Here is a 13,836-nt window from a genome sequence, read left to right as displayed (position 1 = left end):
AAAAAACAAAATACGCATAGTTTTGCGATATAGAAAAATCAAAAGAAAACGCTTTGAGGGATGTCATGCGTTATTTAATTATTGCTTTAAGTTGTGCCGCATTACTTGCAGGTTGCCAAAGTTCATCACACTTAGAAAAGAATTCAGGTGAGCTGACTGCCACTTTACCTAAAGTTGATGTTGATAAAGAACCCGGTTTATTGGATCAATATCGTTTAGGTGGCTTCACTGTAGGGGGATGGGTAAATCAAAAGTTAGGTCAGACATTTGCGCCAGTTAAACCCCAAAATGAGCAGGCAGCAGTTGTCTATCTTTACCGGCCAGACACGAAATGGAATCGTCAGGAAATTGCAGCCATCAATTTATTTGTGAATGGAAAACGAATTCCAAGTTTATTGCATAACCATTATTACTGGATTGAACTGCCAGCAGGAACTTACCGTATTTCAGCGAGCCGTCCTTTGTTGGGGATTCATTTTCAAGAACCTAAATATATCGATATTACGGTAGATGCAGGAGTATCTTATTATTTGAAGTATGATGAAGAAAATAAAATGGACCGTAGTGAGCACACGGGTCCATTCATGTTAATGCAAGATAATATTGGTCGTAGAGAAATTGCATTTACCGAGCTTAAATCTTCTAGCTATAATTTTGTTGCTGAAGATGCTTCAGGAAAAATACGTCATAAACCCCAAGAATTAAAACCTGCTAAATATAATGAAAAGTCAGATGTACATCTGATAAAACCATTTAAATTGTGGAACCCTTTAACTTGGTAACAATTTGAGGTCGATAAAGAAAAGTTAAGACTTTTCTTTATCTTTCATTAATGGTGCAATAATTTTTAGCATTTCTTCTTGCATATGATCTCGTGCTTTAGGGTCATTAAAAGTTTGCTGTCCCAATTCCATCATATATTCTGAAATTTGCCCCATAATCTGTACATTTTTACGGGTAATTGATTGGCCTTCTGGGGTTTTCAAAAACTTTAAATTTGCTTGGATTTCTTCTTCGGTATACGTTTTTAAATAAATATCTTGTAAGGCTTGAGTCGTTTTAGGGCTGCTAATCAGCTGGTTACTCGAATCTTTTAAAAGTAAGCCTAAGTTTTTCGCTGCCTCTTTTTCTTTCGGGCCTAAAGTTTTGATGCCCGTAATATTGCTAATGATCTGTTCAGCTTGTTGATCATAGTAAGGCGTTAACTCATTGATTGATTCTTTCAATAGATAATCAATTTGGCTCATTTGCATGAGTTCTTTTACTGAACTTAACTTGGCAGGAGAAGCAAATAAGCTCGTGGTAATACAGCTTAGACAGAGACTGATTGAAAGATTTTTAAGAATAGGGCGAATAGTCATGAAATGACCTATATGCAGTGTAGGCGGGTGGGTATATTCATTAATAGCACAGATTGGTGAACCAATTGTTACAATTCTTTTCAATTTCAAAAAAATATTAAAAGGCATAAAAAAAGCACCGAATCCGGTGCTTTTCTTGATTAGCCAGCTGCGGCATCGATTACTGGAATTTTACCAATTTTCGCTTGCCAGATTTTTGGAGCTACTGCGTGAATTGATGTACCGTTTACATCAACTGCAACAGATACAGGCATATCTTCCACTACAAATTTGTAGATTGCTTCCATACCCAAGTCTGCAAATGCAACCACTTCAGCTTCGCGAACAGCTTTAGATACGAGGTAAGCTGCACCGCCCACCGCCATAAGGTAAGTTGCTTTGTTGTCCTTGATTGCTTCAATTGCTGTAGGACCACGATCAGCTTTACCGATCATACCGAATAGACCAGTATGCTCGAGTACTTTACGTGTGAATTTGTCCATACGTGTAGCCGTTGTAGGACCGGCAGGACCAACCACTTCATCACGTACCGGATCAACAGGGCCAACGTAGTAAATAAACTTACCTTTAAGATCAACCGGTAATTCTTCACCGTTGTCGATCATTTCAACCATACGTTTGTGTGCAGCATCACGACCTGTGTACATTGTACCGCTAAGAAGTAATGTGTCGCCCGGTTTCCAAGAGTCCATTTCTCCTTGAGTAATGGTATCAAGGTTTACACGTTTAGATTGTGAAGCATCCCAAGTTACAGATGGGTAGTCTTCAAGTTTTGGTGCTTGAATATGAGCTACACCTGAACCATCAAGCTGGAAGTGGGCGTGACGAGTCGCAGCACAGTTAGGAATCATACCTACTGGTTTGCCAGCAGCGTGACATGGGTAGTCTTTGATTTTAATGTCAAGAACAGTCGTTAAACCGCCAAGACCTTGTGCACCAATACCAAGAGCGTTTACTTTTTCAAAGATTTCGATACGAAGTTCTTCGATTTTGTTCTCTGGTCCACGGCGAAGTAATTCGTCCATGTTGATTTCTTCCATGAGTGCTTCTTTCGCAAGCATCATGGCTTTTTCAGCAGTACCACCAATACCGATACCGAGCATACCAGGAGGACACCAGCCTGCACCCATAGTTGGAACGGTTTTAAGAACCCAGTCAACAATCGAGTCAGATGGGTTAAGCATCGCAAGTTTAGATTTGTTTTCTGAACCGCCACCCTTAGCAGCAACAGTAATATCTACTTTGTTACCTGGTACGAGTTTGTAGTGAATAACGGCAGGGGTGTTATCTTTTGTATTTTTACGACCAAATGCAGGGTCAGCAAGAACAGATGCACGAAGAACGTTGCTGTTTTCAAGGTAACCTTGGCGAACACCTTCATTTACTGCATCGTCTAAGCTCATTGTTAAATCAAATTTAACATCTAAGCCCACTTCAAGGAAAACGTTAACAATACCAGTATCTTGGCAAATTGGACGATGACCTTCCGCACACATGCGAGAGTTAATTAAAATCTGTGCAATTGCATCCTTTGCAGCTTTGTTTTCTTCGCGATCATAAGCACGGCTCATCGCTTGGATAAAGTCTTGCGGGTGATAGTACGAAATAAACTGTAGGGCGTCCTTGATTGATGTAATCAAGTCATCTTGTTTGATAATCGTTGTCATACCAAAAAATCTCTTGAGCGGGCTGTTAGCTAGCGGGCTAAATTATATGACAAAAAGACAATCTTGTGGGGGATTGGTTGATCTTTTGACCGAAAGTCGAATAACACAAAGGCTAAGTTATTTAAAATTAAGAACAACCTAGAATCAGGCTTATTTTTTAAAAATAAAAAAAGCCATTTGAGTGGATATCAAATGGCGAGAGGTAGAAAAGATTAAATGATATTAATTATTTGGCAGCAGCTTGCTGCTCGGCCTGAATGGCTGTTAATGCAATAGTAAAGACGATGTCATCTACTAAAGCACCACGAGACAAGTCATTGACTGGCTTATTTAGGCCTTGGAGCATTGGGCCAACGCTAACTACATTTGCTGCACGTTGTACTGCTTTATAGGTTGTGTTGCCTGTATTTAAGTCAGGGAAAATAAACACATTGGCACGGCCAGCAACGCGTGAGTCTGGCGCCTTTTGGCGTCCTACACTTTCAACTGAAGCCGCATCGTATTGTAGTGGACCGTCAATCAGTAAATCAGGGCGACGTTGCTGTGCAATTTGAGTCGCTTGCTGTACTTTCTCAACATCAGCACCCGTTCCAGATGTACCAGTTGAGTAGCTGATCATGGCAATACGTGGGTCAATTCCAAACGCTTTTGCAGAGTCAGCAGACTGAATCGCAATTTCGGCAAGCTGTTCGGCTGTAGGGTCCGGGTTAATTGCACAGTCACCGTAGACATAGACTTCATCCGGTAAAAGCATAAAGAAAATGGATGAAACCAGTGAGTATGCTGGAGCGGTTTTAATCAGTTGGAACGCTGGGCGCACTGTATTGGCGGTTGTATGAACTGCCCCTGAAACTAATCCATCCACATGATCTAGAGCTAGCATCATGGTGCCGAGAACTACAGTATCTTGTAATTGCTCTTTAGCTTGTAGGTCGTTGAGTTTGCCTTTGCGGAGTTCAACCATTGGTGCAATATATTGGTCACGGATCTGATCTGGATCAATAATTTCTAACCCGGCTGGTAACTCGATACCACGTGCTTTTGCTACGTCATGTACAGTTTCTGGTTTTGCTAACAAAATACAATGCGCAATACCACGAGCCTGACATATAGCAGCAGCTTCAATAGTGCGTGGCTCATCACCTTCTGGAAGGACAATCCGTTTTTTAGCTGCAATCGATTTTTGTACCAGTTCATGACGGAATGCAGAAGGGGAAAGGCGTGGTGTAGCACCGTTATTACTATGCTGTTTAAGCCATTCGACATCTATGTGACTGGAAACAAATCGGGTCACTTGCTCGGCACGTTCAGTGTCATCGGTTGGAATTTCATTACCAAAATCGGATAGGCGCTGCGCAGTTTCTAGTGTATTTAAATGGGTGTGTAAAATTGGCAACCCTTGTTTGATAGCACTTTGGCAAAACTCTAAAAGCTTGGGAGCAGGAGCTTCACGCTCAGTCAACACCAAGCCTGCCAGTGGAATGCCATTACTGGTGGCGAGACTACTTGCCAGTAATACATCGGTACGTTCAGAAGCGCTAATAATCAGTTCGCCAGCAATGAATTTATTCAGTTCATATTCAATGCTTGAAGCAATTAAACTTGAGTGCAAAATACGACGTGTTTTTGCTTCGCCTTGATTTACCCATTGGCCATCAATCACGCTCGCGATGTCTAATGTTCTAGGTACACTTAAGGTATTACTAAACGGAACTAGACCAATAATTGGTAAATCGCTTGATCCAAAGTAGCGGTTATATTTTTGCAATTCTGCCGTAAATTTTGCGATGTCTTCGGTTGGACGTAACGACGGGTCAAATGCGACAGGTATTTGAGCTGTTTCTTCAGACAACCCGCGTGTACGCATAAAGAGTACGCCCGCTGTTCGGTTAGAGGTTGCACCGCCAAACTGCCGTAAGTGAGCTTCAACTTTCTCTGCTGTTTTACGTGGGTTTTGAATATCTGCTGTACTGACTAAAACCACTTCAGCATCAAGCGCTTGTGCAAGGCTTGCATTAAGTTCACTGGCAAAATGGTCTTGCCCATTGGGTAATAAGCCTTCAACAATAATCACATTATTATCTGCTGCGATACTGCGATGAAGACTTACTGCTTCTTCAAGTAACTCATCGACTTCACCAGCCGCAATGCGTTGGGTTAGCTTTTCATGAGAAATGGATTGAACAGTTTTGCTTTGAAATAAATGACCAAATAAAGAGGTAGTTCGGTCTAAATTTTCTTGATCTACCTGAGAGAACGGTTTTAAAAAGCCTGCTTTAATCCCATTACAATCAAGTGCATAAATCATACCTAAGCAGGCAGAGGTTAAACCAACCCCTTCACCTGTAGGAATTAATAAAATTGTATTCATATAAACCTATAAATAAATGAATAGCGTTTTTTACTTCTGTAATTAAGCAAGGCTAACTTCAGGAGATGTATTTTGTGAAACCTCTACAACCTGACGAGTTTCTTTGGCAATACGGCCTTCTTCATCGGTTGGAATCACCCAGATTTGTGGACCTGTGCCGCTATCAATACGGCCTTCTGTACCACGTTTTAAATTGTTGTTCTGGTCTTTATCGAGCTGTAAACCGAAATGAGGTAAATAAGCTAGAGTTTTTTCACGTATATAAGCTGAGTTCTCACCAATACCGCCTGTAAAGATCAAGCCATCAATACTTGGTAAACCACAACTTAGGGCAGCAAGTGATTTTGCAAGGCGATAGCTAAATACTTCAATCGCAAGGCAAGCATCTTCATTGCCATTTTCAGCAGCTTCAATCACTGTACGCATATCGTTAGAGAGTTGTGATAAGCCAAGTAATCCACTTTCGTTATTTAAAACTTTATCGATTTTTGCTAAGTCCCAGCCAAGATTTTTAGCAAGGAAGCTGTGTAAGCTTGGATCGACATCACCACTACGTGTTCCCATTACAACACCTTCAAGTGGAGTAAGGCCCATAGAAGTATCAACACTTTGTCCATTCCACACTGCACAAGTCGAGCTACCATTGCCCAAGTGTGCTGTTAACCAACCGCCTTTTTGGAATTTTCCTGCCAGTTCACTGCCGCGGTCAGACACATAAGCATGGCTTGTACCGTGGAAACCATAGCGACGAACATTATGTTCTGTATATAAAAACTTAGGGATTGCATAACGGTATGCATGCGCAGGCATAGTTTGATGAAATGCGGTGTCAAATACGGCAACTTGAGGTAATTCAGGGAATAGGCGCATCGTTGCTTCAATCCCGATTAAGTGAGCAGGATTATGAAGCGGTGCAAGCGGAGTGGCTGCACGAATACGTTCTACAATTTCAGGGGTGAGTAGTTCAGCTTTGGTAAGGCTTCCACCATGTACGACACGGTGACCGATTGCTTGAGGTTTATAGTTTGCAAGACGTGCAAGTAAAGTTTCTAAAGCTTTGGCGTGGTCAGCATAAGGAGTTGAAAGCTCTAGCGGTTCTCCACCGACGGTAATCCCTTTAATACGAGCATCAGCTGCCCCTAAGTTTTCTGCTAAACCGTAAATACGATCTTCACGACGCTCTGAAACCAGTGCGTATTTAATAGATGAAGAACCGCAATTAATAACTAATACTGATGTAGCCACGTTGAAATACCCAAGTCCTGATATAAAAATAGTTTTCCTAACTTCCTGATCAAAAGGCATTAATTGTGTGATGCATTAAGAGCAGGTTGTGATGTTTTAACATGTGTTGTTTTTCTGTCCAAGATAGACTTTAGCCCATTAGACTTAAGCACTATCGACCATTAAATTTTTTATAACTAATATTCGCTCAGTATAAAGCTTAACCACTGTATTTATTGTTTTTTTGTAGAAGAATTAAACAGTTTTTTGTATATATTTATGAAAGCTAGATTTCTATTTAATGTATTTTTCAAATATTTGGGATAAATTTTTTAAGAAAAAAGAAGTGCTGTTATTTTAATCAAACTAGAGGGGAGTATTACAAATAATATACGTAAATGAAATTAAATTTTAATCGTTTATATATAGGTTAAAATGAATAAATCATAAACATTTTTAATATAAAACTTAGTATAAAAAAGTCGGTATTAATACATTTATAAGAATAATTTATTGCTTTGATATTATGAGAATTTTCTCATAGTTAATAGAGGCAGATTTACCAATAAATATAGTCAAAAATAAAACCAGCTTCTCGTTTAAAACTTAAACATAATTTGTATTTAATACCGATGCTCGAGTATTACCGTAAAGTTGACTAGGGCTTGCATGTCGCTTTTTGCCTTAATAATATTGTTCCTCCCCCTTATCAAATGATGATGAAATATATCATTTGGTCTATTTTTATGTTCCGGCTTATCCGGTTGTACAGGAGCGTCCAGCATGGACTTGCCGAATCCAGTATTGGCAAAAGTTACTGAACGTGTAATTGCGCGTAGCCAAAAAACTCGTTCTGCATATTTACAACGTATTGAACATGCCCAAGGCAAATTCCCAGCTCGTGGTGCACTCTCATGTGCCAACTTGGCTCATGGTTTTGCTGGCATGGAAGATAATGAAAAATTAATTATTAAAGTTGGCCGTGAACCAAATATTGGCATTGTGTCTTCATATAATGAAATGCTTTCAGCACATGCCCCATATAAAACATTCCCTGACATTATAAAAACAGCTGCACGTGAAAATGGTGGTGTTGCACAGTTTGCGGGCGGTGTACCGGCAATGTGTGATGGTATTACTCAAGGTAATGCCGGTATGGAATTATCACTATTTTCACGTGAAACCATTGCGATGGGGACTGCGATTGCACTTTCCCATAACATGTTCGATGCCGCATTGTGTCTCGGGGTATGTGATAAGATTGTTCCGGGCTTGCTGATTGGTGCTTTGCAGTTTGGTTATCTACCAACCATTTTTGTACCTGCGGGGCCAATGAGTAGCGGTTTGTCGAATGATGATAAAGCCAAAATCCGCCAGCAATTCGCGACAGGTCAAGTAGGACGCGATGCCTTACTTGAAGCTGAATCGGCTGCCTATCATGGTCAGGGCACATGTACATTCTATGGTACTGCGAACAGTAACCAAATGTTGATGGAAGTGATGGGCTTGCATTTGCCAAGTGCGGCATTTGTTCATCCTCATACGCCATTACGTGATGCGCTCACTGCCGAAGCTGCTAAACGTGTACTTGACTTAACTGCCGAGCGAGGCAATTACACGCCGATTGGCCATGTTATTGATGAAAAAGCCATTATTAATGGTATTGTGGCTTTACTGGCTACAGGTGGTTCAACCAACCATACGTTACATCTGATTGCGATTGCACGTGCGGCTGGCATCTTAATTGACTGGGATGACTTTGATGAGTTGTCTGCTGTTGTTCCATTGCTCGCAAAAATCTATCCAAATGGCAAGGCCGATGTAAACCATTTCCAAGCTGCGGGTGGGGTAGCATTCCTTATTCGTAACTTACTTGAGGCTGGTTTGTTACATAACGATGTGACGACCATCGCTGGTAAAGGTTTACAGCATTACACCAAAGAACCGAAATTGATTGACGGTAAGCTTACTTGGGTTGACGGGGTAGTTCAAAGCCTTGATGACAAAGTACTCCGTAGCATTGATGCGCCGTTTCAGCCAGATGGCGGCTTGCGCTTAATGCAAGGTCGCCTTGGCCGTGGTGTTATCAAGATTTCTGCGGTTGCGCCAGAGCACCGTAAAGTGAAAGCACCGGCAATTGTTTTTGACTCGCAAGAAGCGGTACAGGCAGCGTTTGATCGTGGTGAATTGCACCGAGACTTTATTGCGGTTGTTCGTTTCCAAGGTGCGCGTGCTAATGGTATGCCTGAGTTGCACCGCTTGACTCCTGTGTTGGGTGTTTTACAAGATCAAGGCTTCCATGTTGCATTAGTAACCGATGGCCGTATGTCTGGTGCTTCAGGCAAAGTACCGGCAGTCATTCATTTGTCTCCAGAAGCGTTATTGAATGGTCCGATTGGCAAAGTTCAAACCGGAGATATGTTAATCATTGATGCTGAAGCTGGTGTACTCGATATTGAGTTAGATGAGCAGACTTGGCAGTCACGTCCTGTTGCTCAACCAGAACATCAGGCAGAAAACGAAGTTGGTTTTGGCCGTGAATTATTTGGTGTGTTCCGTGCGGCAGCAGCGCCTGCTGAACATGGTGCATCTGTGTTTGGTGCACTTGTTGGCGAAGAGCCACAAGGGCAGATTTAAGACAAAGGAATTACAAAGTAATGAGCAAGATTGAAGATGTTGTCAAATTAGGTCCAGTAATTCCGGTGTTGGCTTTTGACTCTGCCGAACAAGGTGAACATGTCTCACGTGCGTTGCATGCTGGTGGTGTAAAGGTACTGGAAATTACTTTACGTACAGCTGCTGGGCTTGCTGCCATTGAACGTGCATCTCAGTTAGCAGATGACATTGTGGTGGGTGTGGGAACAATTACCAAGCCTGAGCATTGTGCGCAAGCTAAAAAAGCTGGTGCTAAATTTGGGGTATCACCTGGTTTAACCAAAGACTTGCATTTGGCTGCACAAGATGCAGGTTTACCTCTTTTACCAGGCGTAATGACACCGAGTGATCTCATTCAAGCGATTGAGTTGGGCTACGACATTGTGAAGTTTTTCCCTGCTCAACAGGCAGGTGGGGTTGAGATGCTAAAAGCATTTTATGGTCCATTTCCAAACTTACGTTTCTGCCCAACAGGTGGAATTACAGCAGAGACAGCTCCAGATTTCTTAAAGCAACCTAATGTGGTGTGTGTAGGTGGGTCATGGTTAACGCCTAAACCTGTTGTCGCTGCACAAGATTGGGCTGAAATTACCCGTTTAGCCCAAATTGCAAGTCAGTTGTGAGTTTTACGAAAGTAATTGTGGTTTAAAAATCTAAAGTGTCTTTTAGGTGCTTTAGATTTTTTGTGATGCTGTGACTGGCGGTTGCCAGTCATACTAAATATAAAAAATGAGTGCTTCAACAATGAGTATATCTCTGGTTGAAGACCTTTATTTAGGCAGTGCCTAGATAACATTATTCCAAGGAGAAAGTGTCACATGGAGACGGTTCAGGGTGGCATGTTGCTTGTCTATGCTTTAATTGCGATCGTTGCTTTGATTGTCATGATCGCGAAGTTTAGAATTTACCCCTTTTTAGTTCTTATTATTGTTTCTCTTGGTTTAGCTCTTGCAGTTGGCATGCCAATGGACGGGATTGTTAAATCATATGAAGCGGGTACCGGTAAAACACTAGGTCACCTTGCGATTGTGATTGCGTTGGGAACCATGCTTGGCAAGATGATGGCTGAGTCAGGTGGTGCAGAACGAATAGCAATTACTTTAATTAAATGGTTTGGTGAAAAACATATTCACTGGGCTATGATGTTCATTGCGTTAATTGTAGGGCTTCCGGTATTTTTTGAAGTTGGTTTTGTACTTCTTATTCCAATTGCATTCAATATTGCCAAACGTACAGGTAAATCATTATTAATTGTTGGTTTACCTATGGTTGCGGGTTTATCGGTCGTACATGGGTTGATTCCGCCGCATCCAGCCGCTTTGCTTGCGGTACAGGCTTACCATGCCGACATCGGTAAAACCATTATGTACAGTTTATTGGTTGGCGTCCCGACGGCGGTTGTTGCAGGTCCATTGTATGCATTATGGATCAACAAATATGTCAAATTGCCTGAAAATAATCCTTTAGCAAAGCAGTTTGTTGAAGCAGATGCTAACAACACACGTGAATTGCCGAGCTTTGGGATTACCTTATTTACGATCATGCTACCGGTTGCATTGATGCTAGTTGGTAGTTGGGCAGATGTTTTCTTTGCACCAAAAACGTTCCCAAATGAGTTATTACGCTTTATTGGTACTTCTGATATTGCATTGCTTATTGCTGTTTTGGTCAGCTTTATTACTTTTGGCACCATGCAGGGTTTTAACCGTGAACAAATTGAAAAATTCTGTGGTGGATGTCTAGCTTCAATTGCGGGTATTTTGCTGATTGTTGGTGCTGGTGGCGGTTTCGGCGGTATTTTAAGAGACAGTGGAATTTCTAATGAAATCGTCTCTACTGCTTTAAAAGCAAACCTTTCACCATTGTTATTAGGATGGCTTGTTGCTGCTCTCATACGTCTGGCAACAGGTTCGGCTACTGTTGCGATGGCCACGGCTTGTAGCATTGTGGCACCTATTGCGGCAGCAGCAGGTGTAGTCGTTAGACCTGAACTTTTAGTATTAGCGACAGGTTCTGGATCATTAATTTTCTCGCATGTAAACGATGCTGGTTTCTGGCTAATCAAAGAATATTTTGGAATGACAGTTGGGCAGACACTGAAGACTTGGTCTGTACTGGAAACAATTATTTCGGTACTTGGTTTGTCTTTCACATTGTTGCTTAGTGCTGTTTTGTAATTAGAGGTAGGTAATCCATGATAGTGATAGCAATGGGTGTTTGTGGCACAGGGAAAACCCTTATTGGTGAGTTGTTATCAGAGCGTTTGGCTTGTGAGTTTCTTGATGGCGATACGCTTCATTCAGCTGCAAATAAAAGTAAGATGAGCCAAGGTATCCCTTTAACCGATGAAGACCGCTTGCCGTGGTTGCAAGCTATTCGTCAGGCAATTGAAGCAAAACAAAGAGATGGTGAAACGGCTGTGTTTACATGCTCATCTTTAAAGCGGATGTATCGCGATATTTTAAGAGGGCAGGACCAAAATGTTAAGTTTGTATATCTAAAAGGTTCTTATGAACTATTACAGCAAAGACTTGCAGAAAGATCTGGTCATTTTTTTGATCCGGCATTGTTACAAACCCAACTAGATACATTAGAGGAACCTGATGTGAATGAAGCAATTGCTATTGATATTGCTCTCACACCAGAACAGATCATTGAACAAGTTATCCAGAAGCTAGGGGTAACTGATAGTGTGTGTCGGGGGTAAATTCATCTAGAAAATATCGAAACTATCCATGCTTTAAGAATTCACCTTGTGGTCTACGGTTCAAGCAAGGTGAGTACTGATAATAATAGTGGTATTGATCCGAAGAAGAACTGATTACAGTGTACGGTTCGGGGATATATAAAGACATACAAATAATAAGGTATTAAGAAGAATGAATCAGTTAAATAATTTACAGCATAAATTTCCAGTAGTGGACGGTATTCCTGAAAGTGTACGTTTGCCATCTCAAATTCATCAGCGTGTCTCACTCGTGGATGGTGAGTTGAAGTTATGGGCTGGTGCAACCAAGAAAACATTATCTCCAATCTGGATTCAGCAGCCTGACGGTAGCCTAGAGCAAGTTGAACTTGGTAGTTATCCAGTCATGGGCGAAAAAGAAAGCGATGAAGCATTAGAAGCAGCGGTACAAGCTTATAACAATGGTCGTGGCGAATGGCCAATGATGAAGGTTAGTGAGCGTATTGCATGTATGCAAAATTTCATTCAGCGCATGGTAGAGCAACGAGATCTGATTATTAAGCTGATCATGTGGGAAATTGGTAAGAGCTTGGCCGATTCAGAGAAAGAGTTTGATCGTACTATCACTTACATGCGTCAAACCATTGATGCCCTGAAAGATCTGGATAATGCTAACTCCCGCTTTGTAATTGCTGAAGGCACCATTGGTCAAATTCGTCGTACTCCATTAGGTGTTGTGTTGTGTATGGGACCATACAACTACCCGCTAAACGAAACCTTTGCAACCCTGATCCCGGCTATGCTGATGGGTAATACTATTATTTTTAAACCACCTCAATTTGGAACCTTACTATTTGAACCACTGCTAGAGGCATTTCGTGATTCATTTCCAAAAGGGGTGATCAATACCATTTATGCACCAGGTTCTCTAGTGGTGCCGCATTTGCTGGCATCTGGGCAAATTAATGTACTGGCACTGATTGGTTCTAGTAAAGTGGCCGACCACTTGAAAAAGCAACATCCTAAATCTCACCGTCTGCGTGCGATTTTGGGGTTGGATGCGAAGAATGCAGCTATCATTTTGCCAGATGCTGATTTGGACCTGACAGTGAAAGAGTGCCTGTTGGGTGCATTGTCATTCAATGGTCAGCGTTGTACAGCTTTAAAAATGCTGATGGTGCACCGTTCGATAGCCGATGAGTTTGTTAACCGTTTAACGACTGAGCTGGCTAAGTTGAAAGTAGGTATGCCGTGGGAAAAAGGTGTCTCTATTACGCCGCTACCAGGTATGCATCGTACAGCCTACATGACTGAAGTGATTGAAGATGCAGTGGCAAAAGGAGCAAAAGTGGTTAATCCGGAAGGTGGTGAATTTTGCAAAACCATGTTCTATCCGGCCGTAGTTTATCCAGTGACTGAGGGGATGAGACTGTATCGCGAAGAACAGTTTGGTCCAGTGGTACCAGTTGCTGTTTATGATGATATTGAAACTGTATTGGATTATGTCACTACTTCTGATCATGGTCAGCAGGTGAGTATTTTTGGTAGTGACCCAGCGCAAATTGGCCATTTAGTAGACACACTCGTACATCAAGTTTGTCGTGTAAATATCAACTGTCAGTGTCAACGTGGTCCTGATGTATTCCCATTTGGTGGTCGTAAAGATTCTGCAGAAGGTACACTTTCTGTGCATGATGCGCTTCGTGCATTCTCGATCCGCTCTATGATTGCGGCTAAACAGACGGATGACAGTAAAGGTATGCTGGCTTCTATGGTGTCTGAGCACTATTCTAAATTTGTGAATACCGACTTTATTTTCTAATTGATCTATGGTTAAAAAATCAGCCTTCGGGCTGGCTTTTTTATGGGAAA

Annotated in this window: 10 protein-coding genes; 6 read left to right on the top strand and 4 right to left on the bottom strand. The window is 41.6% G+C overall.

Annotated features, from left to right (window positions below):
• Window positions 1–65 precede the first annotated feature (65 nt).
• Window positions 66–782: a DUF2846 domain-containing protein gene (locus R5R67_RS00515; protein WP_001269738.1), complete on the top strand. Its 717-nt coding sequence runs from the start codon at window positions 66–68 to the stop codon at window positions 780–782.
• Between the two features lie 24 nt (window positions 783–806).
• On the opposite strand, the gene R5R67_RS00510 is transcribed toward R5R67_RS00515, so the two are convergent.
• From R5R67_RS00510 to R5R67_RS00495, 4 genes are all read right to left on the bottom strand, one after another.
• The gene (locus tag R5R67_RS00510; RefSeq protein ID WP_002040513.1) at window positions 807–1,361 is read right to left on the bottom strand and encodes a DUF2059 domain-containing protein; all 555 of its coding nucleotides are present in this window, start codon (window positions 1,359–1,361) and stop codon (window positions 807–809) included.
• A 140-nt stretch (window positions 1,362–1,501) separates the two neighbouring features.
• Window positions 1,502–3,028 carry a fumarate hydratase gene (locus tag R5R67_RS00505; RefSeq protein WP_000207470.1) on the bottom strand — a complete coding sequence of 509 codons (1,527 nt, stop codon included), beginning with the start codon at window positions 3,026–3,028 and terminating at the stop codon, window positions 1,502–1,504.
• Between the two features lie 226 nt (window positions 3,029–3,254).
• A complete protein-coding gene (gene pta / locus R5R67_RS00500) occupies window positions 3,255–5,399 on the bottom strand; it encodes a phosphate acetyltransferase (RefSeq protein ID WP_001092294.1) in 2,145 nt (714 codons plus the stop codon).
• A 42-nt stretch (window positions 5,400–5,441) separates the two neighbouring features.
• A complete protein-coding gene (locus R5R67_RS00495) occupies window positions 5,442–6,644 on the bottom strand; it encodes an acetate/propionate family kinase (protein WP_000246002.1) in 1,203 nt (400 codons plus the stop codon).
• A 762-nt stretch (window positions 6,645–7,406) separates the two neighbouring features.
• On the opposite strand from R5R67_RS00495, the gene edd reads away from it, so the two are divergent.
• From edd to R5R67_RS00470, 5 genes are all read left to right on the top strand, one after another.
• A complete protein-coding gene (edd, locus tag R5R67_RS00490) occupies window positions 7,407–9,260 on the top strand; it encodes a phosphogluconate dehydratase (RefSeq protein WP_000365482.1) in 1,854 nt (617 codons plus the stop codon).
• 20 nt (window positions 9,261–9,280) lie between these two features.
• Entirely contained in the window at window positions 9,281–9,901 is a 621-nt protein-coding gene (gene eda / locus R5R67_RS00485; RefSeq protein WP_000034283.1) for a bifunctional 4-hydroxy-2-oxoglutarate aldolase/2-dehydro-3-deoxy-phosphogluconate aldolase, read from the top strand.
• Between the two features lie 195 nt (window positions 9,902–10,096).
• Entirely contained in the window at window positions 10,097–11,455 is a 1,359-nt protein-coding gene (locus tag R5R67_RS00480; protein WP_009518791.1) for a gluconate:H+ symporter, read from the top strand.
• Window positions 11,456–11,472: 17 nt separating this feature from the next.
• Window positions 11,473–11,985 carry a gluconokinase gene (locus R5R67_RS00475; RefSeq protein ID WP_001978744.1) on the top strand — a complete coding sequence of 171 codons (513 nt, stop codon included), beginning with the start codon at window positions 11,473–11,475 and terminating at the stop codon, window positions 11,983–11,985.
• 172 nt (window positions 11,986–12,157) lie between these two features.
• Window positions 12,158–13,786: an NADP-dependent glyceraldehyde-3-phosphate dehydrogenase gene (locus R5R67_RS00470; protein WP_001072696.1), complete on the top strand. Its 1,629-nt coding sequence runs from the start codon at window positions 12,158–12,160 to the stop codon at window positions 13,784–13,786.
• The last annotated feature ends 50 nt before the right edge of the window (window positions 13,787–13,836 follow it).

Source organism: Acinetobacter sp. OYA S30, from assembly GCF_033599315.1.
GTDB classification, from domain to species: Bacteria; Pseudomonadota; Gammaproteobacteria; order Pseudomonadales; family Moraxellaceae; genus Acinetobacter; species Acinetobacter baumannii.
This window is presented reverse-complemented; position numbering and strand designations above follow the sequence as displayed.

Bases quoted from the DNA above. Each gene is read 5' to 3' on its own strand.
- R5R67_RS00470 (WP_001072696.1), top strand. From the start codon at position 12,158: ATGAATCAGTTAAATAATTTACAGCATAAATTTCCAGTAGTGGACGGT.
- eda (WP_000034283.1), top strand. From the start codon at position 9,281: ATGAGCAAGATTGAAGATGTTGTCAAATTAGGTCCAGTAATTCCGGTG.
- R5R67_RS00475 (WP_001978744.1), top strand. From the start codon at position 11,473: ATGATAGTGATAGCAATGGGTGTTTGTGGCACAGGGAAAACCCTTATT.
- pta (WP_001092294.1), bottom strand. From the start codon at position 5,399: ATGAATACAATTTTATTAATTCCTACAGGTGAAGGGGTTGGTTTAACC.
- R5R67_RS00505 (WP_000207470.1), bottom strand. From the start codon at position 3,028: ATGACAACGATTATCAAACAAGATGACTTGATTACATCAATCAAGGAC.
- R5R67_RS00510 (WP_002040513.1), bottom strand. From the start codon at position 1,361: ATGACTATTCGCCCTATTCTTAAAAATCTTTCAATCAGTCTCTGTCTA.
- R5R67_RS00515 (WP_001269738.1), top strand. From the start codon at position 66: ATGCGTTATTTAATTATTGCTTTAAGTTGTGCCGCATTACTTGCAGGT.
- edd (WP_000365482.1), top strand. From the start codon at position 7,407: ATGGACTTGCCGAATCCAGTATTGGCAAAAGTTACTGAACGTGTAATT.
- R5R67_RS00480 (WP_009518791.1), top strand. From the start codon at position 10,097: ATGGAGACGGTTCAGGGTGGCATGTTGCTTGTCTATGCTTTAATTGCG.